Here is a 22,678-nt window from a genome sequence, read left to right as displayed (position 1 = left end):
CAACGCATCTGGAGGGATAATCACCACCATACGATTGACATGAACGAGCCAAGTTCGAAGTCCGGCGCAGACGAAGCTCCAGCAGAGCGCCTGCGCACCCTCCTCCAGCACGCCGGTCACTTCCTGCCAGCGCAGGGGCCCATCGGCGTGTTCGTCCACCACAACACGCTGCACGCGTTCCAGCACCTGCCGTTCCACGACGCGCTCGCCACGGCGAGCGCGCTGTTCGAGGCAGAACCGTTCCTCTCCGAGGCGGAGTACCGCGCGCACATCGCGTCAGGTCGGATCGACGACCTGGACATCGAGGCGGCGCTCGCCGAGCGCTTCGCCGAGAGGCCCGACGAGCGCCGAGGCCCGCTGTCACGGAACGAGATCGAGCGCCTCGCGCTGCGCTTCGGGGTCGAGGCCGTCACCGAGGCAGGGCTCCGGTGGCGCATCGCCGAGGCGGGAGAGACGCGCAGGCTGCGGCCCGACCTCCCGACGGAGCCGTACCGCCGCCTCATCGTCAAGACCGAGCGCTGGCTCGCCGACCGCCCCGACGCCGCGGCGCGCCTCGTCGATCAGGGCGGCGGCGACCCGGAGTCCCGCGCCGCGCTCGCCCTCTGGGAGGCGTGCCGCAGGGTGCCGCTGCCGCCCGCGCCGCCGGCCGAGCCGCCGCTCGTCGGCCGCGTGGGCGTCGATCGATCGCACCGCGATCTGCTGCTCGCGCTCACGGGGGAAGATCCGGCCGAGCTCATCGACCCGCTCTTCATCCGGCTCCTCGGCGCCTACCTCGACGAGGGCGTCGCGCACTGGGCGATGCCGGACCGCGCGCAGGGGCTCTTTCGCGCGTTCCGCCGCCTCGTGCTGGAGGGATCGACGCCGGCCGGCGCGCACTTCGCCGGGCTCGGCGCGGAGCTCCGCCGGCTCGGGGCGAGCGCGCCGCCCGCCGCCATCGTCGTCGCCGCCCTGCGCGACCTCGGCGTCGCGGAGGATCGATGGGAAGGCTACGTGACGCGCGTCCTGCTCGAGCTGCCGGGCTGGGCGGGCTTGATCCACCGCCTCGAGCATACGCCGGGCGACCGGCCGCAGGGCTCGCCGCCCGCGTCGCTGCTCGAGTACCTCGCGGTGCGCCTGACCCTCGCCCGGTACGCCCTGCGCGACGTGGCGCGCCGGAGGCTCGGGTTCGAGGGGCCCCTCGCGGGGCTCGTCGAGCACGCCCGGCGCGCCGCGAGGCACGCCGAGCCGCCGCGACGCTCGCCCGATTGCGATCGGCCGTTCCGCCTGTTCCAGCTCGCGCAGCTCGCGGGGCTCTCGGTCGCAGAGCTCCAGCCGCTCGCGGCGGCGGACCGCATCTGGGCGCTCGAGGCGCTCGAGGCGCTCGACGAGGTGGCGCGGCGGCGCCTCCTGCACGAGGCCTACGAGCATCACCACCGGGTCGAGGTGCTGCACGGCATCGCGGCGAACCTGCGGCGCCCGGCGGCCGAGCGCGCGGTCGTGGATCCTCGGTTCCAGGTCGTGCTCTGCATCGACGATCGCTGCGAGGGCCTCCGGCGGCATTTCGAGGAGCTCTCCCCGCGGCACGAGACGCTCGGCTTCGCCGGGTTCTTCGGCGTGCCGATCCGGTACCGCGGGCTCGACGACGCCGGCGACGTGAGCCTGTGCCCCGTCGGCGTCGAGCCGGCGCACGAGATCGTCGAGCGGCCCCGCGGGGAGGACGCCTGGCTCCTCCGGAAGGGGCGCCGCAGGCGCTGGGCGCGCCTCGTCCACGCGCTCGGGCACGGGACGCGGACCCTCTCGCGCGGCCTCTTGCTCACGCCGACCCTCGGGTTGCTCTCCACGATCCCGCTCGTCGGGCGCACCCTCTTCCCGAGGAGCGCCGCGCGGCTGCGCCGCGCGCTCGAGCGCCGCCTCCTGCCGGCGGTGCCGACCCACCTCCGCAGCCCGCACGAGGACGGGGAGCCGGCCGGCAGCGGAGGGGCGCCGTTCACGGCCTCCGAGAAGGCCGCCAGGGTGGCGGCGACGCTCGAGAGCATGGGGCTCACCCGGGGCTTCGCGCCGATCGTGGCGGTGCTCGGGCACGGCGCGGCCAGCGTGAACAACCCGCACCAGTCCGCGTACGACTGCGGCGCGTGCGGCGGCCGGCACGGCGGCCCGAACGCGCGGCTGTTCGCCGCCATGGCCAACGACCGGGAGGTGCGCGCGCTCCTGGCCGAGCGCGGCATCGCCATCCCGGACGGGACCTTCTTCCTCGGCGGGATGAACAACACGACGACGGAGGAGATCGTCTTCTACGACGAGCACCTCGCGCCGGCGTCGCACCGCGGCGAGATCGCGGCGCTCATCGACGCCCTCGGCGAGGCGCGCAAGCGGCACGCGCACGAGCGCTGCCGTCGCTTCGCGTCGGCCTCGGAGCGCTTGAGCCCCGAGCGGGCGCTCGCGCACGTCGAGGCGCGCGCCGTGGACCTCAGCGAGGCCCGGCCCGAGCTCGGCCACGCCACAAACGCTGTCTGCGTGGTCGGCCACCGCGAGCTCACCCGCGGGCTGTTCCTCGACCGCCGGGCGTTCCTCGTCTCGTACGACCCGGCCCAGGACCCCACCGGCGCGATCCTCGAGCGCGTCCTGCTCTCCGCCGGTCCTGTCGGGGCGGGGATCAACCTCGAGTACTACTTCTCCCGCGTCGACAACCTCCGCTACGGCGCCGGGACCAAGCTCCCGCACAACCTCGCCTCGCTGCTCGGCGTCATGGACGGCTCGCTGAGCGATCTGCGCACCGGCCTGCCGAAGCAGATGATCGAGATCCACGAGCCGGTGCGCCTGCTCGTCATCGTGGAGGCGAGCACGGAGACGGCCGCGGCGATCTGCGCGCGGCAGCCCTCGCTCCGCGAGCTCATCTTCAACGGCTGGATCCAGCTCGTCTGCGTCGATCCGGCGACGGGCCAGATCGCGCACCTCGCCCGCGGCGCCTTCGCGCCGTTCACGCCCCCGGAGCACCCTCTGCCCACGGTCCAGCGGTCCGCCGACTGGTACGCGGGCAAGCGCGGCTTCCTCCCGCCCGCCATCGTCCACGCCGCCGCCGCGCCTCCGCGGCCCTCGCCGGAGATCGCCTCCCATGCTGCCTGACGTCCTCCTCGGCAAGCTCGCCGCGCTCGCCGTGCTCTCGCCGGCGCTCGCGTTCGCCGCGCTCGGCGCCTACCTGCTCCTGCTGCGCACGCCGGGCGAGCGCGTCGTGTCGGGCGTCGTGCTGTCGGCCCTCTCGCTCTCGCTCGCCGCCTCGCTGGTCGTCTGGGGCTCGTCCGTCATGGCGCCCTACGCCTTCCTCTCGGTGGAGCTCGGGCGCTGGTTCGAGGCCTCGGGCTACTCGTTCGACGTCGTCCTGCTCGTCGACCGGCTGTCGACGACGATGATGGTGCTCGTCTCGCTCATCGCGCTCATCGCCGGCAGGTTCTCGGTCGCGTACCTGCATCGCGAGGCGGGGTTCGCGCGGTTCTTCCTGCTCCTCGCCCTGTTCTCGACGGGCATGCTGGCGCTCGTGTCCGCGGGGAGCATCGACCTGCTCTTCGCCGGCTGGGAGCTCGTCGGCGCGACGAGCGTGCTCCTCGTGGCCTTCTTCCACGAGCGCGCGGCGCCGGCGCGGGCGGCGCTGCGCGTCTACATCACCTACCGGCTCTGCGACGTGGGGCTGCTCGTGGCCCTGGTGCTGATGCACGGGATCTCGGGCTCCTCCCATTTCGCCGAGGTGTTCGGCGGCGCCGCGTGGCCCGGGCCCGCCGCCGCGATCGGCGCCTCCGGGGCCACGGCGCTCGCGCTGTGCCTGTTCCTCGCCGCGATGGGCAAGAGCGCGCTGTTCCCCGTCGGGAGCTGGCTCCCGCGCGCGATGGAGGGGCCGACGCCGTCGAGCGCGCTCTTCTACGGGGCGATCTCGATCCACGCGGGCGTGTACTTGATGCTGCGCGCGGCCCCGCTGCTCGAGCGCTCGCCCGTGGCGAGCGTGGTGGTGGCCGGCGTCGGGGCGCTCACGGCCGCCTACGGGACGCTCGTGGGCCGGGCGCAGGCGGACGTGAAGAGCGCGCTCGCGTACGCGACGATGTCGCAGGTCGGGATCATGTTCGTGGAGATCGGGCTCGGGTACTACCGGCTCGCGCTCGTGCACCTCTTCGCGCACGCGTGCCTGCGGTGCCTGCAGATGCTGCGCGCGCCCTCGGCGCTCCGCGACGCGCAGGAGATCCGGGCCGCGCACGCCGGCGAGCCGCTGCCGCACCTCGGGATCGCCGCCCGCGTGCTGCCGGCGTCGCTCGTGCGGCGCGCGTACTGGCTCTCCCTCGATCGCTTCCACCTGGAGGCGCTGCAGCAGCGGCTCGTCGCTGCGCCGCTCATGCGCCTCGGGCAGGCGATCGACGGCTTCGAGCGCCGCTGGGTCGCGGCGCTGAGCGGCCTCGCCGAGCGCGAGGCCGGCGACGCTGACGAGGCGGGCGCTCGCGGCGAGCGCGCGGGCGCGGGGGCCCCGGTGCCCAGCACGAAGGGGGCGCGCTCATGAGCATGTTCCTGCTCCTCTCGGCGACCGTGCTCGCGCCCGCGCTCGCCGCGCTGGCCGTCTCCCGCGCGCGCAGCGACGAGGCCGCGCGCCGCGTGGCCCTCGCCGGCGCGGCGCTCACCCTGGCGCTCTCGCTCGTGTCGCTCGCGCTGTTCCACGCCGCCGGCGGCGTCGCGGTCGACGCGATCGGCCCCGCCGTGCCGCTCCTCGGCGTGCGCCTCCGCCTCGGCCTCGACGGCTTCACCGCCACGCTGTTCCCGCTGCTCGGCTTCATGCTGATCGCCCTGATCGCCGCGGGCCCGCGCGCCGCGCTCGAGCGGCAGAACCTCACGGCGCTGCTCACCACGGGCAGCGCCATCCTCGGCGTCTACTGCGCCTCCGACCTCGCGTTGCTCGCGGCGGCGTGGGTCGCCGCGTTCCTGCCGGGCGCGCGCCTGATCGCCGGGAGGGGCGCGGCCGACAAGCTCCTCCGGCGCACCTACCGCATCTTCCTGATCGGCGGCACGGCGCCGCTCGTCCTCGCGCTCGGCATCATGGCCGCGCTCGCCGCGCGCCGCGGCGTGGCGCCGCCGTTCGACCTCCAGGAGGTCGCCCGCGCCGGGATCCCCGAGGCGTGGCAGTCGCCGCTGTTCGCGCTCATCGGCATCTCGGTGCTGATGCGCATGGCCGCCGTGCCGTTCCACGGCTGGCTGCCCGTGCTGCTCGAGCGGGGGCCGCTCGGCGTGACCGTCCTGCTCGCCGAGATGCAGGTCGGCCTGTGCGTCCTCGTGCGCGTCGTGGCGCCGCTCCTGCCGGAGAGCTGCGCCGAGGACATGCCGATCCTCGCCGCGCTGGGGCTCTTCAGCGCCCTGCACGGCGCGATCCTCGCGCTCACGCAGACGGATCTCCGCCGGATGATCGGCTACCTCGTGGCGAGCCAGAAGGGGCTCGTGCTCCTCGGGCTCGCGTCGATGAACCCGCAGAGCCTGAGCGGCGCGTTGCTCCAGAGCTTCGCGCTGTCGATCGCCGTCACCGGGGTGACGATGGTCGTCTGGGCGATCGAGGCGCGCACGGGCACGGCGGACATGGCGGAGCTCGGCGGCCTCGTGGCGAAGACGCCGCGCATGGCCGCCTTCTTTTTGCTGCTCGCGTGCGCGACGATCGGGTTCCCGGGGGCGCTGACGTTCATCGGCGAGGATCTCCTCCTGCACGGGATCATGCACGTGCACCCCGTGCTCTCGGTGCTGATGCTCGGGGCGACGGCGCTCAACGGGATCACGATGTTCCGCGCGTTCCAGCGCACCTTCCTGGGCCCGATCCCGCGCGGCCGGGCGAGCGGCGCGGCGATCTCCGCGCTCCTGTTCCGCGAGCGGGCCGTCTTGCTGTCGATCCTGGCGCTGACCGTGGCCCTGGGCGTCGCGCCGTCGCGGCTGCTCGCGCTGCACGAGCCGGTGGTGAAGCGGGTCCTCGGACCCAGCGCTCAGGAGGCCGACGTGGCTCGGCTGGAGCGAATCTCGAGCGTGGGGATGTCGCCCTGAGCGCCCGCGGCGGCCCCCTGCGCCGCGGTCGCCCGGCCGAGGAGCTCGAAGACCTCCACGGGCCCCGCGGCGCCCACGAAGGCGCGCTGCCCGCGCGGCGCGCACTGAAAGCCGGCGGCCTTCGTGTGGACGTCTCCGCTCACGAGGATCTGATTCCGCTCGGCCGCGGCCTCTAGCTGGGCGGCGACGCTCACGATCTCGCCGAGCACCGTGCAGTCGAGCCGGCGGCAGGACCTCGAGCCGACCTCGGCGATGGTGAGCTCGCCTGTCGCCACGCCGATGGAGATGCCGGGGACGAAGGCCGACGTCTCCCCGGCGCGGCGCGCCAGCGTCTCGAGCTGCGCGCGCACGACCAGGCAGGCGTCGAGCGCGCGCGCGACGTGATCGGGGCCGCGGAAGAGGGCCATGACGCAGTCGCCCAGGAACCTGTCGACCATCCCACCCCGCATCGAGAGCTCGAGCGCGATGACATCGAGGTTCGCGTTCAGCACCCGCACCGTCTCCTCCGCGCGCTTGCCCCGGACCGCGTCGTGGAAGCCGGCCAGATCGAGGAAGGCGACGGTGCCCTCCGCGACCTCGCACGCCCCGAAGCCGTCGGGGCTGCGGAGCCGCTCGACGGCGAGCGGGCTCGCGAACGTGCGCAGGAGGTCGTTCTCCCGGTTCGACCGGCTGTTGTCGCGCAGCTCGCGCACCTGCTTCAGCGTCTTCTCGATCGTGAGCTCGAGATCGTTGAGCGCGATGGGCTTCACAAGGAAATCGAACGCGCCCCGGTTCATTGCGGTGCGGATGTTCTGCATGTCGCCATACGCGGACACGACCACCGCCCGCGCGTGCGGGGTCACATCGCCGAGGTGGGCGAGCAGCGTGAGACCATTCATGCGGGGCATGTTGATGTCGGTGAGGATGACGTCGATGTCGGGGTGGTTGCGGAGCGCGGCGAGGGCGCTCTCGCCGTCCTCGGCGAAGACGAAGTTGTAGATGCCCTCGCGGATCTGGCGACGAAAGCACTGCTTGATGAGGGTGGAGACGTCAGGCTCGTCGTCGGCGATCAGGATCTTGGCCGGGCGCCGCTCGTTGCCGGCGGCCAGCGCGGTGAACGCGGCAGCCATCTCGCGCGCCGACCGGAAGCGCTGGGTCGGGTCCTTGGCCAGCGCGCGCTCGAAGAACCGGTCGAGCTCTGGCGACAGCTCGGGGACGAGGCTCGACGGGGGAGGGAAGGTCTCCGTGCAGATGCCCATGACGAGCGTGGCGAGCGTCTGCGCCGAGAACGGCAGCTCGCCGGTGAGCGCGCAGTAGGCGAGGACGCCCAGCGACCAGAGATCGCTCCGGTGGTCCACGACGGAGCCGCGCATCTGCTCCGGGCTCATGTACGTCGGCGTGCCGATGAGGCCGCCGCCGCCGGTGAGGCGCAGATCGTCGGTCCTCGACAGCATGGTGACCACGCCGAAGTCGAGGAGCTTCACGACCTCATCGGCCTCGGTCCGGGCGAGGAAGACGTTCCCGGGCTTCAGATCGCGGTGCACGATGCCCGCCGCGTGCGCGGCCGCGAGGCCCCGCGCCGCCTGCGTCACGATCGACGCGACCGCCGGGAGCGGGAGCCGCCTCACGCGATCGAGGCGGCGCTGGAGATCCTCGCCCTCGAGCAGCTCCATCGCGATGTACGGCCGCTCCTCGTCGATCCCGCGGTCGATCCCGTAATCGTAGATGTGCACGACGTGCTGATTGCGGAGCTGCGCAATCGCCTTGGCCTCGCGATCGAAGCGGGCGCACGACTCCGGCGACTCCACGTGTTCGGCGCTCATCAGCTTGAGCGCGACGCGCCGCTGAAGGCGCAAGTCCTCCGTCTCCCAGATCTGCCCCATGCCGCCACCGCCGATATGCCGTATCAGCATGTACTTCTCGGCGATGATGGGTTCTGCCATGGCGGGGCGCATGTTACAGCCGTGGCATACGGGAGTCAATGGAGCAGCGCGCGCTCTGCCCTACAGCCATCCGCCTCCATGGCGCTCCATTGCGCGCGGCGCGGGAGGATCGTTGTAGGGGCCGCGCGGTGGTCTGGTCAGGGCGCCTACACAGCACCGAGCTCCGGGCCGGACACGCGCTTCGGGAGCGTCACGATGAACTCGGTGAACTCCCCTTCTTCCGTCTCGAAGGTGAGGGTGCCCCCGGTGCCCTCGACGACGATGTTATGACAGATCGAGAGCCCGAGCCCCGTGCCCTCGCCCGGCGGCTTCGTCGTGAAGAAGGGGTTCATGATCCTGTCCCGGATCCCCGCGGGGATGCCGACGCCGTTGTCATGGACACGGAGCTCGACACGATCGCCGAGATCGTGTGTCGTGACCCGGATACGGGGGGAGGGCCCCTGTCCGCGCGCCGGGTCTCTCCGCCGCACGGCGTAGCAGGCGTTGTCGACGAGGTTGATGACCACGCGGCTGATCTCCTGGGGGACGAGGCTCACCTGGCCGATGGAAGGGGAGAGGTCGAGCTCGATCGCGATCTCGGCCGATGAGGCGCGCGCGCGGGCGCCGTGATAACCGATGTTGACGTAGGTCGTCACGAGCGTGTTGAAGTCGACCTCCTGGCGCTCTCCGCGCTCACCCCGCGAGTGATCGAGCATCGAGCGGATGATGCCCTCCATGCGCTGGCCATGCTCGCCGATCTTCTTCACGCTGCTCGTCAGGTCGCCGAGCGCCTCGGTGAGGTACTCTTCGCGGCCGTCGTCGAGCCCCCGGGCGAGGGTCGATATGTCACCGCCGATGTCGTCGATGAGGCGAGCCGAGAGCTCGGCGAAGTTGTTGACGAAGTTGAGCGGATTCCGGAGCTCGTGGGCGATGCCGGCCGTGAGCGAGCCGAGCGAGGCGAGCCGGTCTTGCACGATCATGCGGTCCTGGGCCTCGCGCAGGCGCTTCAGGGTGGCCGCGAGCTCCTCGTTCTTCACCTGCAGCTCCCGGGTGCGCGCCTGGACCCGCTGCTCCAGGGTGTTGTAGAGCGCGGCGTTCTCGAGCGAGATGACCGCCTGCGTCGAGAGCATCTGCAGGATGCGCATGCGGGCCGGGGTGAAGGCGCCTTTGACCAGGCTGTTCTCGAGGTAGACGATGCCGCGCCGGCCTCCCGGGCGGCCGAGCGGGAAGCAGAGCACCGAGCCGACCGCGTGCTCGGCGATGTGGGGGTCGCGTCCGAAGCGGGGGTTCGCGGCGGCGTCGTCGAGCACGACGCTCTCCTGCGCGCGCGCGACGTAATAGACGATCGAGGAGGGCAGACCCCGGCGCCCCCGGGGCGCGAGATCGGCTATCGGGATCGACTGGAGGACCTTGGCGTCCTCATCGACGGACTTCTCGCCCTCCACCACCCACTGGCCGCCTTGCTCGAGGAGCAGGTACCCGATCTCGGCGCCGCTCGTCTCCAGGAGGATCTGCATCAGCCGGGCGAGGAGGCGGTCGAGCTCGATCTCGCGCGAGAGGTCCTGCGAGGCGTTGAGGACGCTGATCAGGTCGAGGACGCTGAAATCGAGCTCCCGGCCGGCCGTCTCCGAGAACTTCGACGCCGCCAGGATGCCGGAGGCGACGTGCGGCACGAGCCCCGGGTGCTGCTTCTCCAGCGCCTTGGCCTTGGCGACCGCGCCCCAGCGCAGGTAGCCCTCGTGCGCGTCGCGCAGGTGCTGCCGCGCGAGCTTCTGGTCGCCCCGCGCGAGGTAGAAGCGCCCGGCGAGCTCGTGGGCGATGGCGGCCTCGTGCTGGTAGCCGCTCTTCTCCGCGAGCTCCGCGCCGCGCTCGAAGGCGTCGCGGGCCGCGTCGTCCTGGCCGAGCACGCGCGCGCGCTCGGCGCGGATGAGGAGCAGCTTGTGCTCGTAGGTGGCCGGGCAGTGCTCGCGCCACGTCTCGAGCTTGGCGATGTTCCGCTCCACGAGCGCGCCGATGCGCTCGCGCGCGGGCTCGTCCGCGTGGTCGTGGACCGCGAGGTGGGCGAGCGACTCGAGCAGCATCCACGGCGCCGCCGACGTCGATCGCTCGACGATGGCGGCGTAGGGCGCGGCGGCCTCCGCGGTTGCCGCAGCCTGCTCGTGCTCGCCGAACACGTAGCAGAGCAGCGTCTTGCAGAAATGGTAGTTGAACATCGCCCCCATGTCGCCGGCCGCGCGCTGCTGCGGGACCCGCTCGGCCTCGACGTACGCGGGGCCGGCGAGCACGACCTGATCGGAGGACTTGCCGCGCAGGTCGTGCACGGTCTGCTGGTAGATCTGCATCCAGCCGAGGACCATGGTTTGGTGGAGCTTCGCGATCCCGTGCGCGTACTGCTCCATGTCGGCGGCGAGCGTCCCGAGGTCGACGCCGGCGAGCAGCCGCGTCATGCAGACCGTCACCCCCGCGTTGGCGGCCTGGTACGGCGTGCCGGCCTCCAGCGCGAAGCGATAGGCGTCCGAGAACAGCGGCGAGAGCTCGTGGAGCGGCGTCTTCACGTGAATGACCATGAAGCCGCCATAGAGATAGGTGTGCGCGCGAGACCCCTTGTCGCTCAACCGATCTGCGAGCCGCAGCGCCAGCCGGCCGAAGCGGTAGGCCCGATCGAGCTCGTCCCGGGAGAGGAGGAGGAAGCCGTAGTAGGCGTACCCGAAGGGGGATTGCGGCGCGCCCCCGCAGCGCAGCGACATCCGGACGAGCCGGCAGACCGCGATCGAGAGCAGCCTCGCCCCCGTGATCACGGCGATGTTGATCACGTGGTTGAGGAGGGCCATCCTCGCCCGGTCCGCCGGATCGCTGCACTCCGGCAGGTCGGCGAGCTCCTCGATCGGCCGGTCGCCGAGCGCCTCCGCCGTGAGGGCGAGCTCCCGCTCGACGTCCTCGGCAGCCGCGTTCTTCGGCATCTCGACGCCGAGCCGCCCGAGCGCCTCAAGGTATACCCGCATCGCGTCGGCGAGCCGCTGCTGCGAATAGAGGGCGTGCCCCTCCAAGTCGAGGAGCTTGACCTCGTCGAGCGCGCTCGCGGCCCTCGGCCGGACGACCTCGCACAGGGTCTGCGTCGCCTCGAAGTCGCCCTGGGAGAACGCGGCCTCGGCCGCGGCGAGGTGGATGTCGCGGGCGAGCTCGTAGCGCGTGCTCCAGTCCTCGGCGCCGAGGAGCGCAATGCCCGCCTGACCGTAGACCCGCGCCTGCTGCCCCGCGCCGGCCTGGAGCGCCCTCCGCGCCGCCTGCAGATTGAGACGCGCGAGATCGATGAGCTCCTCGCGCTGCTCGATCGCCGCTCGCCCCTGGTTGAGCAGCCCCACGATGTCGAACAGCCGGCCGGCCGACTCCTCCGCGCTCGAGCGCCTGAGGAGCCTCCTGCCGACGTCCCGGCGCAGGCGCGGCCCCGCCTCCTCGTCCAGCAGCGAGACGACGGCCTGCTGGATGCGGTCGTGCGCGAACCGACAGCGGAGGCCTGGCCCCGCCGCCCCCATCTGCACGGCGGAGCTGACCTGATCCATCGGGATCAAGAGCCCCTCTGCGGCCGCGCTCCACAGGTCGCGTCCGACCTCCTCCACCGGCCGCTCCGCCGCGATCGCGAGCGTGCCGAGGTCGAACATGCCGCCGAGGCAGCCCGCCACCTTGAGCAGGTCTTGCGCCGCGGGCGAGAGCTTCCGCACCCGGGCCACCATGAGCTCGACGACGTTGTCGGTGATCCCGCGCTGCCGGATGCGGTCCAGGTCCCACCGGAAGCCGTCGGCGCTGCGCTCGATCAGCCCATCGGCGTACAGCGAGCTCAGGAACGCGCGCACGAAGAACGGATTGCCCGCGGTGCGCGAGAGCAGGAGATCGGCGAGCGGGGCGGCCTCCTCGGGCGAGGCGCCGAGCGCGTCGCCGACCATCTCTTTCATGGGGTCGAGCCCCAGCGGCGCGAGCGAGAGCCGCTCGACGCGCGCGCCGCGCGCTGCGATCTCCCGGACCGCCAGGGAGAGGGGATGGACGTCGGTGACCTCGTTGTCCCGGTAGGAGCCGATCAAGAAGAGCGGCAGATCCTGCGCGGCGTTGAGCAGCTCCTCCAGCAGCTTCAAGGCGTCGAGGTTGGCCCACTGGAGGTCGTCGAAGAAGATGCAGAGAGGGTGCTCCGGCGTGGCGATGGCGGCGACCAGATCGCGCACCGTCTGGTTGAAGCGCTGGCGCGCCTCGGTGGGCGGCAGCACCGGCACCTCGGGCTGTGGCCCGAGCACGAGCTCGAGGCTCGGGCACGCGTCGATGAGGACCCGCGCTCCCGCTCCCAGCGCCTCGCGCACCCGCGAGCGGAACGCCGCGAGGCGGTCCTCGCTCTCGGTGAGGAGCTGCTCGACCAGCGCCTGGAGCGCCTGCGCCAGCGCGGCGTGCGGGGCGTCGTCGCGGTACTGGTCGAACTTGCCGGCGATGAAGACGCCGCGCCGCGCGGTGAGCGGGCGGTACACCTCGTGGATGAGCGCTGATTTCCCGACGCCGGAGTAGCCGGACACGAGCATGAGCACCGCGCCCTGGTCGACCCGCTCGAACGCCGCCATGAGCGCCTGGACCTCAACGTCGCGGCCGTACAGCTTCTGCGGCAGGTGGAACCGCTCGGAGCGGTCGTGTCGCCCGATCGGGAACGGATCGACGGCGCCGTGCTGGCGGAGCCTCTCGAGGCAGCCCGCGAGGTCGGCGCGGATGCCGCGCGCGGACTGGTAGCGATCGTCGGCGCTCTTCGCCATCAGCTTGAGCACGATCTGCGCGAGGACCTCGGGGATCGCCGGGTTCGACGCCCGCGGCGAGGGAGGCTGCCGCGCGATGTGCGCGTGCACCAGCTCGAGCACGTCATCCGCCGTGAAGGGGAGACGGCCGGTGAGCAGCTCGTAGAGGCTCACCCCGAGCGAGTAGTAGTCTGTCCGGTAGTCGACAGACCGGTTCATCCGGCCCGTCTGCTCCGGAGACATGTACGCCAGCGTGCCTTTGAGGCCTCCGGGGCTCGTGAACGACGTCGACTCTTGCGGGAGCACCGAGGCGAGGCCGAAATCGATCACCTTCACCCGCCCGTCGGCCGGGTTCATCACGATGTTGGAGAGGTTGAGATCGCGGTGGACGACGCGGCGCTGGTGGATCGCCTCGAGGACACACACCACGTCGATGGCCAGCGCGAGCGTCCGCTCGAGCGAGAGCGTCCCGGCGGCGTTCATCGCCTTGAGCGAGGTGCCGCCGAAGTCCTCGATCAAGAGGGCATATCGCCCGCCGTCCTCCTCGACGCCGTGGCTGCGCACGACGCCGTCGACGTCCTTGAGATCGCTCAGGATCGCGTGCTCGTGGCGGAGCGACGCGATCTGCGCCTGCGACGGATTCTGCTCCTTCAGGACCTTGAGCACCAGAGGGAGCCCGTCCGAACGCCGCCTCGCACGGTAGGCGGTCGAGCGGGCGCCCTCCCGGAGCCGCTCGATGATCTCACAGCCGCAGATGTCCATCATCCTTCTCCACCACGACGGGTTAGGCGACCCTCTCCCTGCTCAGAGCCCGCGACCGCCGCCGGGGAGGCGATGGCCGGCCCGCGACCCCTGCGCCTCTCGGCCCGGGGGGTCGGGATCCTCGTCGGGGTCGGGACCCGGGTCACCGATCCAGGCGCATCGGCTCCACGCCCCGCCCGCGATCTCGGCCTGCGCATCGGGCGAGCGCGATCGCGCGAGCGCGGCGCGCTCCTCGTCCGTGAGCGCCGCGTCCTGCCCGCCGGCCGTGAACGCGGCGTGCTCGAAGGGGTCGACGCTCAGCTCGGTGAGCCGCTTGAAAAGATGATCCATGAATCCTCCTCTGTCTCTCTCTCTCTCACTCTTTTGTGGGCTTGGCGGGGCCTGTCGTGCTGCCGTCGGCCTCCGCGGACGCCGCGCGGACAGCGCTCCACGTGGGGTCGAAGGCGACGAGCCCGATGGCCTCGACGGACAGGCGCTCGCGCGACAGCGTCTCGAGCACCGTGCCTTCGCTGCCGGGCTTGTCGAGCAGATCGAGCCCGAGGAGCATCACCTGGATCTCGGACCGGGCAAACTCGAGCTGCCTTCGCGTCTGCTGGATGACCGCCGGCGCGAGCGGGTCGCCAAGCCGCTTGAGCCCGACGGTGACGAGATAGCGCGAGACGACATCCTCCGGATCCTTCTGAAGGCCGGACGTCCCGACAGCGACCGACTGCTCGAAGCGTCCGGCGCTGTGCAGGAGCGTCGCGAGCGGGCGATCGAGCACGAGCCGCTGGTTGACGTCGAGCAGGAGCGCCTCGAGCAAGGCTTGGCGCGCCTCGTCGAAATCCTTCGGCGCCCCCTGCTTCTCGCCCGCGACGAGGCCGAGGAGGATCGCCTTGAAGGCGTGCGCCCAGGCGTAGCGCCGGTTGAGCTGGCACGCCCTATCGAAGCTCTCCCTCGCCAGCTCCGCGGCGCTCTTGCCGCAGCTCGCCCTGCGCGGCGCCACGTGCGCGGCGTCCAGGCCGAGCTTCGGCGCGAGCTTCGGCATCATATCGAGCCAGTATTTGAATGTGTACGCTGCGCCGCGGTGGGCGAAGGTCCAGGCGCTCCCCGGCGAGAGCGTGATCGCCGTATCGAAGAGCTCGACCGACCTGTCCACGAGGCTGTGCAGCTCTTCCCAGCTCTGCCCGGACATGTTGTAGATCGCGTGGGTCCTGAAGGCCTCCGCCCAGTGCCCGACGGCCCAGCCGTATTCCGGTTGCAAATTCAGCGCGGTCTCGAAATCTTCGCAGCAGCACTTCCAGTCGTCGATGGCTGCGTGGGCGGCGCCCCGGTGAGCGTAGGCCCACGCGTACTTGTCGTCGATCGCGAGCGCGTCGGTAAAGCACTGGATCGCCGTGGTGTATTCGCCGTTCGTGCGGTGCACCTCGCCTTGCTGGGCGAGGCTCTTGAGCTTCGTGCGTTCTTTGTCTGTCATGCGCTCCCTCATCAGTGCACAAGCGTTGGATCCGCCCCGGGCGCGGTGTCGCCGTCCCAGCCGATGTGCTCCAGCACGTCCAGGTCGACGGCCGCTCGCGCGATACAGAGCCATCCCCCCCGGAACTCATGGATTCGTTCTCCATTCACTTGACTGGCTCACATCCGCGCGCGTGGGCTGAGCCCGCGCTCTTGGCGGCCGGGTCACCGCGCCGCGTGGCGCCGGTCGTTCTGGAAGGCGTGGGGGCTCTCGTCCCGGAGGTCGGAGTGGTCGGGATCCTCGTCCTCGCTCGGGTCGGGGCCGGGATCCAGGAGACCGGCGCATCGGGTCCACGCGCCTCCCGCGATCGCGGCCTGCACCTCGGGCGAACCCCGCTGTTCCAGCGCGGCCCGCTCCTCGTCGGTGCGCAGCTCATCCTGCCGGTCAGCCACCAACGCGGTCTGCTTGAAGGGGTCGATGCTCAGCTCGGTGAGCAGGTCGAAGAGATGATCCATGAATCCTCCTGTGGTTCAGTCGTTCTTGGATTGGAGCTCTCGAATTTCGAGCGACGAGAGCGGCTTCATGTGGAGTTCGCTCCACGTGGGATCGAAGGCCACGAGCGCGATTGCCTCGACGGACAGGTTATTCCGCTCGCTCACGATGGACATGCCGCCCACCCGGCCTTCGAGCACGTCCAGTCCGTGAAGCATCGTGTCGATTTCGCTCTTTGTAGATTCGAGCACCTTCCGGGTGTGCTCGATGACCACCGGCGCGAGGGGGTCATCGAGGTGTTTCAGCCCGACGGCGATGAAGTAGCGCGAGAAGACATCCGACGGATCCTTCGCCACGCCGTTGAGCCCTGCGGCCACGGACTCACGGAAAGTCCCCGCGGAGCTCAGGGCCTTTGCGGCGGCGCGGTGGACTGGCAGCCGCTTGTCGACGTCGAGCGCGAGCGACTTGAGCAGGCAGTCGTGCGCCTCGAGAAGCCCGGGCTTCATATCGAGCTGCTCCCGCGCGATGAGCGCCAGGACGCATGCCTTGAACGCGAAGGCCCACGCGTACTGCGGATTGAGCTCGCTGGCTTTGTCGAGGTCCTGCAGCGCTCGCGACGCGGCGTCGCTGCCGCTCTGCGCCTCCGGCGCCGGGCGGTTGTCCAGCTCCAGGGCCGGCACCAGCCTGGGCATCACCTCGAGCCAGTACTTGTACATGTACGCCGCGCCCCGGTGGGCGAAGGTCCAGGCGCTCCCCGGCGACAGCTCGGCGGCTCGTTCGAGGAGCTCGATCCCGCGGTCGATGACCGCGTGCTGCTCGCGCCAGTCCGGGGGCGTGTCGGCCCTGCCCAGCCTGTAGCTAGCATGCATCCGATGAGCTTCTCCCCAGCGCGCGTACGCCCACCCGTAATCGGGCTTCAGCTTCAACGCCGTCTCGAAATCCTCGCAGCAGCGCTTCCAGTCGTCGATCGCCGCGCGCGCAGCGCCCCGGTGAGCGTAGGCCCACGCGTACTCGCTGTCGATCGCGAGCGCCTCGGTGAAGAGCTGGATCGCCGCGGTGTACTCGCCGTTTCTGCGGTGCACCTCACCTTGCTGGGCGAGGCTCTTGCGCATCGTGCATTCATTCTCTGCCATGAGCTCCCTCATCAGTGGACAAGCGGTGAATCCACCCCGGCTCCGGCGCCGCCGTCCCAGCCGATGCGCTCCAGCACCTCCGGGTCGACGGCCGCCCGCGCGATCGGCGGCACATACAGCGTCGAGATGTCGTCCACCCGCGCCGCCGCGAGCGCCGAGAGCGCCACCCGGTCCAGCCGAGGCGAGGCCAGCGGGTGCGCGGCCGCCTCGTAGATCACCGCCTCGTGGGCGGCCGGGTAGGTCTGGCACAGGCGCTCGACGAGGGCCTCGAGCCCGCGGCGGATGCGCGCGGCGTCCGACGGGTCGAAGACGCCGGCGTTGCCGACGCCGCCGATCTGGCACAGCACGAGCGGCGTCCGGGCGTCGATCTCCCGCCCCCGGATGAGGAGATCGGTCGCCTCGAAGAGCTGGAGCCCGTCGCGGCCCGGGTCCAACCCGAGATCGGCGAAGAGGCAGTCGATGGACGAGACGCCGGGCAGCATCCGGGCCGAGAACCCCTCGTCGCGCGCCTGCCGGACCGCCTCGTGCGCCGCGCTCGCGAGCACGCCCGGGTGCCCGTAGAACACCGCGCAGACCTTGAGCCCTTTGCGCACCTCTCCCAGGACGCGCTGGACCATCTCGGCGTAGATCGACCGCCGCGGCGTCTTGCCCTGCCCGTAGGGCAGCGACTCGGCCGCCGGGTTCAGGCTGCGCACCCAGCGCGCGGCCCACGGGTCGGCGACCGCGAAGAGCACGCGATCCGCGCGCTGGATGGCACGCTGGGCTGCGAGGGTCGTCTGGCCGGCCCACTGGATGCCGATGCCGACGACGACGAGAGATCCACTGGTTGACATGCGCTCTGCCCTGTGCCGGCGTCCACGCGTCGGCCGGAGGGGCGATCCATCGTCGTTCCCCCCGGACCCCATGGCTTCATTTTCTCCCTAACGTGACATCGACCCGGGATCAATCGAACGTGCACAGGCGCCTCGGGCGCGCTCGGCCCGGCCCGCGCGCGGCGCTGTCCTCGGGCGCGCTCGGCCCGAGCTCGCCCGCTCCGCGACCCGCATCGTCCACGCGGTACGGCCGCGACGGCGGTCGACGTTGCGGGGGCGCCTACCGGGGCACATCGCCGGCGCACCGTTTGCCCCTGGGCGCACCTGGTGCGCGCGGCTGCGCTGCGGCGGCCAGGCTCAGGAAGAATCGGTGCAGCCTGGCGGGCGCATTTCGGCCAGAATCGTGGTGAGGGCGGGCAGGGCCTGCACCTTGCAAACCCGTTCGACCCAGAGAATCAGGAGGGTACGCCAGTGTCCGTAGCAGCCAGTCAGAGCATCCAGAACTCGGTCCACTCCGAGCCGCCGCCGCCGGTCTCCATCCCCGGGCTGCGATCGTCGATCGCCAACGAGAAGCTGCGGCAGTGGATCTCGGAGGTCGTCGCGCTCTGCCAGCCGGACAACGTGCACGTGTGCGACGGCTCGAAGGAGGAGTACGACGCGCTCTGCGACCAGATGGTCAAGGCGGGCACGCTCATCCGCCTGAACCCGGAGAAGCGCCCGGACAGCTACCTCGCGCGCTCGGACCCGAGCGACGTCGCGCGGGTCGAGGACCGCACGTTCATCTGCAGCCGGCGCAAGCAGGACGCCGGCCCCACGAACAACTGGGCCGAGCCGCAGGAGATGAAGGCCACGCTGCGCCGGCTCTTCGCCGGGTCGATGCGGGGCCGGACGCTCTACGTCATCCCGTTCAGCATGGGCCCCGTCGGCTCTCCCTACGCGCACATCGGCGTGGAGCTCAGCGACTCGCCGTACGTCGCCGCGAGCATGCGGATCATGACGCGCATGGGGCGCCGGGTGCTCGATGCGCTCGGGGACGGCGATTTCGTCCCGTGTCTGCACTCGGTCGGCATGCCGCTCGCTCCGGGACAGGCCGACCTGCCGTGGCCGTGCAACGCGGAGCACAAGTACATCGTCCACTTCCCGGGCGAGCGGCAGATCTGGTCTTTCGGGAGCGGCTATGGCGGCAATGCCCTGCTCGGCAAGAAGTGCTTCGCGCTGCGCATCGCCTCGGTGCTCGGCCGGGAGCAGGGGTGGCTGGCCGAGCACATGCTGATCCTGGGGGTCGAGTCGCCGGAGGGCGAGAAGACGTATGTCGCCGCGGCGTTCCCGAGCGCGTGCGGCAAGACGAACTTCGCGATGCTCATCCCGCCGAAGGCGTTCGCGGGCTGGAAGGTGACGACGGTCGGCGACGACATCGCCTGGATGAAGCCCGGGCGGGACGGGAAGCTCTACGCGATCAACCCCGAGGCGGGGTATTTCGGCGTGGCGCCGGGGACGTCGGAGAAGTCGAACGCGAACGCGATGGCGACCATCCGGAAGGGGACGATCTTCACGAACGTGGGGCTCACCCCCGACGGCGACGTCTGGTGGGAGGGGATGACGGACGAGCCGCCGCCGGAGCTCATCGACTGGCAGGGGAAGCCCTGGACCCCGGACAGCGGGCGCAAGGCGGCCCACCCGAACGCGCGCTTCACGACCCCTGCGTCGCAGTGTCCCTCGATCGATCCGCGCTGGGACGACCCGAACGGGGTGCCCATCAGCGCGATCGTCTTCGGCGGGCGGCGGGCGACGACGGTGCCGCTCGTGTACCAGTCGTTCAACTGGGGCTTCGGCGTTTACATGGCGGCGACGATCGGCTCGGAGATGACGGCGGCGGCGGGCGGCACCATTGGCCAGGTCCGCCGCGACCCGATGGCGATGCTGCCGTTCTGTGGCTACCACATGGGCGATTACTTCAACCACTGGCTGCAGATGGGGCGTCAGATCGTCAATCCGCCCCGCATCTTCTCGGTGAACTGGTTCCGCAAGGACGATCAGGGCAACTTCCTCTGGCCGGGCTTCGGCGAGAACATGCGTGTCCTCAAGTGGATCGTCGATCGCGTGCACGGCCGCGGCTTCGCCGAGGAGAGCCCGCTCGGCTGGATGCCGCGCTACGAGGACATCGAGTGGCGGGGCATGGAGCGCTTCTCGAAGGAGCGGTTCTACCAGCTGATGGCGGTCGATAGAGAGGCGTGGAAGGTCGAGTTCGGCTCGCACGGTGAGCTCTTCGAGCGGCTCTACGACCGGCTGCCCAAGGAGTTCTTGCTGATGCGCGAGCTGCTCCTGTCGCAGCTCTGGCGCTCGCCGGAGCGGTGGGAGCTCGCGCCCGAGCGCTACCTCGACGAGCACGACGAGAACGGCGACGAGGGCGAGGCGAGCGCCTAGAACGCCGATCACATTGAAATTCCGCTAAAATCGACTCATGGGAAGAGGACCGCAAGGGACCAAGGGGCGCAAGGGGGGAGAAGAAGTTAATTCTATCTCTGTTCCCTTGCGCCTCTCGCGCCCTTGCGGTCTCTCGTCTGACTGGGTGCCGTGCCCTTCCAGCGTGCTCCGCGGCGGCTCCGCCGGCGCGTTCACGCCGGCTCGTCGCGCTCGACGTCGATGTGCACGAGCACCTCGGCGTCGGGCTCGATCGCGAGGATCGCGTCGCGCGCGCGGTCGCCCCTCGCGTGCGCGCGGGCGAGGGGGATGTCGCCGGGGAGCTCGATGTGCACGTTGACGAACAGCGTGCTCCCGGCGATCCGCGTGCGCAGCCCGTGGTGGCCGAGCAGCTCGCCGCGCGCGCGCATGGCGTCGAGCGCGGCCTCGATGGCGCCGACGCGCTCCTCGGGGGCGCTCGTGTCGATGAGGTCGCGCACGCCGAGCCGGAGGAGGGTCCCCGCCGACGCGAGGATGTAGACGGCGACAGCGATCGACAGCAGGCCGTCGATGCGGGAGAAGCCCGTCGCGTAGGTGAGGGCGACGCCGAGGAGGACCGCGACGTTCGCCGCGATGTCGGTGCGGTAGTGGACGGCGTCGGCCTGGATGGCGCTCGACCCGGTGCGCGCGGCGACGCGGCCGAGGTAGGCCACGAGCGCGGCGGTGATCAGCGCGGCGGCGGCCATGGTGCCGAGCGTGACGGCGGCGAGGCGGAGCGGCTCGGGCGAGAGCAGCCGCCGGATCCCCTCGATGAGCAGGTAGACCCCCGAGCCGCCGATGAGCAGGCCCTGACCGGCGGTCGCGAGCGTCTCGATCTTCGCGTGACCGAACGGGTGAGAGCGATCGGGCGCGGCGTTGGCGAGCTGGATGGCGAGGGCGTTCGCCGAGGAGGCGAAGAGGTCCGTGAGCGAGTCGACGGCGCTCGCGGTGACGGCCATCGAATGGCCGAGCTGGCCGGCGATGAGCTTGCCGAGGGCGAGGCCGCCCGCGGTCAGCGCCGCGATGCGCCCGGCGCGCAGCGCGGCGCGGGCGCGGGCGGCGGGGTCGAGGCGGGCGGCGGGCGCGGGCGCGCCGGCGGGGGCAGGCGCGCCGGTGGGGGCAGGCGCGCCGGCGGGCGCAACGCCAGGGCCGGGGAGGGCGGTGGGGTCGGGGAGGGCGCCGGGGGGGGCGGCGCGGGCGGCGTTGGGCGGTCCGCTCATCGCGGAGAGGCTACCCCGCGGCGCCCGCGCTCGTCATGCCCGCCGCGGGCAGGACGCGCCTCACCGGCCTGCGGCGGGCGCATCGTCGGACAGCAGCAGGCCCATGATCAGGTCGTCCACGAACGCCCCGCCGTCGCCGCGGACGAAATCGCGGCGTGTCCCCTCGTGCGCGAACCCGAACGACCGGTAGAGCGCGATCGCCCGGGCGTTGTCGGCCCGCACGGAGAGCTCCACCCGCCGCACGCGCCCCCCGTCCGCGTCGCGGTGCGCGCGCGCCCACCCGAGCAGCCGCTCGATCAGCGCCCGGCCCACCCCGAGCCCCTGCGCCTCCGGGTGCACGCCGATGCCGAGGACCCCCACGTGGCGCACCATCCGGGGCTTGAACCGGAGGAGCGTCGCCTCCCCGACGAGGCCGCCCCCCTCCAGCTCGGCGGCCAGGCACAGCGCCGAGCCGTCCGTCGCCGCGAGCCCGGCGCGCTCCCGCTGCTCGGCGTGGGCGGCCGCGTCGGCGGGCAGCTCGTCCTCGTGCTTCACGATGCCGTGGCGCGCGCGCACGATCGCCCGCTCGAGGTCGAGCTGGGCAGCGGCGTCCTCCCTCGAGATCTGCCGGAGAATGCAGTGACGACCGCCCCGGAGCGGGGCGCGGTACGGATCGAGGTCCATGGCGGCCTCCGAGGCTAGCCGCCGCGGCGGTCCCCACGCGACCGGGAAATTCGATCGCGGACGCGCACGGTGGGTCGAGAGAACCTGCGGGCGGGCCTGAAGGCCGCGATCGCCGTCCGGCAGCGTGCTCCGGCCGCGGCGCGACGCGCAGCGAGGCCCGGCTGATCGCCGCCGCAGCCCGGCCCCTCCGAGCCGCCGCTCTTGCGGCGTGCCACGGAGCGAGCAGCGCCCTGATCTGTGCCAAGCCGACCCGGGTCTGTGCCAGGTGAGGGGGGTCCGGCACTGGCACAAACGCAATGCATTGCGACACACCGGGGTCCCGACCCCTCGACAACGTTCTGCAGAGCGCCGTTTGAGACAAAATTGTGCCAAAAACCGCGATCTGCGTCGCATTTTTGTGCCATCAACCCCGGGAACGCCCTCGATCTTGTGCCAGGAGGGGGGTCGGGACCCCTCCGGACCGCAATTCTGAGCGCGCGCGGCAGGGCGAGACCCCGCCGGACCGCACACCAGAGCGTGCGCTGCGGGGCCGGCACGCTTCTGGGCGAAACGCGGGGCGCATCCGGGGGCGGGCGACCGGGCGAGGGGGGCGAGGCGGGCGGACTCGAGCGCTCCGGCGTCGACGGCGGCTGTCCGGTGATCGGATGGCGGTATCAGGAGTCCGCCGTGTCGAGCCTCGGGGCGTTGCGCTCCACCGGGGCAGCCATCACGAACGCGCATCGACGGGAGAGGACGCGCCGCGCTTCGCTGCCCATCGCAGCAGAAACAGCGGTTGGTGAGCAACTCGGCGCGCTCCTCCCGTGTCAGGCCACCGTCATCTTCGACCTTTGACTCCGGCGTGCTCAGATCGCGCTCACCATCGACGTTGTAGTGCAATTTCTGGCCCGATCGATAGCCCCTGCGGAAGGCGGTACGCCACTGTGAGTTGCTGCCCCAGCCATGGGAAAGGTCCTGAGAGGGGCGGTTCTTCCGCCGGTACGCCCAGTACATGGTAGATGATTCAGCGATGTCCTTGCGGATGATATCGC

13 protein-coding genes are annotated in these 22,678 nt (G+C 71.5%); 4 read left to right on the top strand and 9 right to left on the bottom strand.

What is annotated here, in order from left to right:
• Positions 1-39 precede the first annotated feature (39 nt).
• The 3 genes from WMF28_RS20940 to WMF28_RS20930 are packed head-to-tail and all read left to right on the top strand — an operon-like array spanning position 40 to position 6,030.
• A complete protein-coding gene (locus WMF28_RS20940; protein ID WP_437604284.1) occupies positions 40-3,102 on the top strand; it encodes a YbcC family protein in 3,063 nt (1,020 codons plus the stop codon).
• Positions 3,092-4,516, top strand: a complete 1,425-nt coding sequence (locus WMF28_RS20935) for a proton-conducting transporter transmembrane domain-containing protein (RefSeq protein ID WP_437604031.1) — start codon at positions 3,092-3,094, stop codon at positions 4,514-4,516. The genes WMF28_RS20940 and WMF28_RS20935 overlap by 11 nt, the downstream gene beginning before the upstream one ends.
• The gene (locus WMF28_RS20930) at positions 4,513-6,030 is read left to right on the top strand and encodes a complex I subunit 4 family protein (protein WP_437604030.1); all 1,518 of its coding nucleotides are present in this window, start codon (positions 4,513-4,515) and stop codon (positions 6,028-6,030) included. The genes WMF28_RS20935 and WMF28_RS20930 overlap by 4 nt, the downstream gene beginning before the upstream one ends.
• Here the strand turns inward: WMF28_RS20930 and WMF28_RS20925 are convergent.
• The 7 genes from WMF28_RS20925 to WMF28_RS20895 all read right to left on the bottom strand — a co-directional run bounded on the left by WMF28_RS20925 (position 5,973) and on the right by WMF28_RS20895 (position 17,349).
• The gene (locus tag WMF28_RS20925; protein ID WP_437604029.1) at positions 5,973-7,952 is read right to left on the bottom strand and encodes a protein kinase domain-containing protein; all 1,980 of its coding nucleotides are present in this window, start codon (positions 7,950-7,952) and stop codon (positions 5,973-5,975) included. The two genes, WMF28_RS20930 and WMF28_RS20925, sit on opposite strands and share 58 nt — an antisense overlap.
• Positions 7,953-8,098: 146 nt before the next feature.
• Complete coding sequence (locus tag WMF28_RS20920; protein ID WP_437604028.1) at positions 8,099-13,459, bottom strand: trifunctional serine/threonine-protein kinase/ATP-binding protein/sensor histidine kinase; 5,361 nt, start codon at positions 13,457-13,459, stop codon at positions 8,099-8,101.
• 39 nt (positions 13,460-13,498) lie between these two features.
• Positions 13,499-13,786, bottom strand: a complete 288-nt coding sequence (locus tag WMF28_RS20915; RefSeq protein WP_437604027.1) for a hypothetical protein — start codon at positions 13,784-13,786, stop codon at positions 13,499-13,501.
• Between the two features lie 25 nt (positions 13,787-13,811).
• Positions 13,812-14,912: a tetratricopeptide repeat protein gene (locus tag WMF28_RS20910; protein WP_437604026.1), complete on the bottom strand. Its 1,101-nt coding sequence runs from the start codon at positions 14,910-14,912 to the stop codon at positions 13,812-13,814.
• 203 nt (positions 14,913-15,115) lie between these two features.
• Complete coding sequence (locus WMF28_RS20905) at positions 15,116-15,406, bottom strand: hypothetical protein (protein WP_437604025.1); 291 nt, start codon at positions 15,404-15,406, stop codon at positions 15,116-15,118.
• Between the two features lie 15 nt (positions 15,407-15,421).
• Entirely contained in the window at positions 15,422-16,516 is a 1,095-nt protein-coding gene (locus WMF28_RS20900; protein ID WP_437604024.1) for a tetratricopeptide repeat protein, read from the bottom strand.
• An 11-nt stretch (positions 16,517-16,527) separates the two neighbouring features.
• Positions 16,528-17,349, bottom strand: a complete 822-nt coding sequence (locus tag WMF28_RS20895; RefSeq protein ID WP_437604023.1) for an SAM-dependent methyltransferase — start codon at positions 17,347-17,349, stop codon at positions 16,528-16,530.
• Positions 17,350-17,865: 516 nt separating this feature from the next.
• On the opposite strand from WMF28_RS20895, the gene WMF28_RS20890 reads away from it, so the two are divergent.
• Positions 17,866-19,752 carry a phosphoenolpyruvate carboxykinase (GTP) gene (locus WMF28_RS20890; protein ID WP_437604283.1) on the top strand — a complete coding sequence of 629 codons (1,887 nt, stop codon included), beginning with the start codon at positions 17,866-17,868 and terminating at the stop codon, positions 19,750-19,752.
• Positions 19,753-19,943: 191 nt separating this feature from the next.
• Here WMF28_RS20890 and WMF28_RS20885 read toward each other — a convergent pair whose 3' ends face one another.
• Together WMF28_RS20885 and WMF28_RS20880 are read right to left on the bottom strand one after the other, a co-directional pair.
• Complete coding sequence (locus WMF28_RS20885) at positions 19,944-20,987, bottom strand: cation diffusion facilitator family transporter (protein WP_437604022.1); 1,044 nt, start codon at positions 20,985-20,987, stop codon at positions 19,944-19,946.
• A gap of 60 nt (positions 20,988-21,047) precedes the next feature.
• The gene (locus WMF28_RS20880; protein WP_437604021.1) at positions 21,048-21,650 is read right to left on the bottom strand and encodes a GNAT family N-acetyltransferase; all 603 of its coding nucleotides are present in this window, start codon (positions 21,648-21,650) and stop codon (positions 21,048-21,050) included.
• Between the last annotated feature and the right edge of the window lie 1,028 nt (positions 21,651-22,678).

This window comes from Sorangium sp. So ce590, from assembly GCF_051521365.1.
Lineage (GTDB): Bacteria > Myxococcota_A > Polyangia > Polyangiales > Polyangiaceae > Sorangium.
The sequence above is the reverse complement of the archived record's forward strand: the minus strand, read 5'-3'. Positions and strand labels throughout refer to the sequence as shown.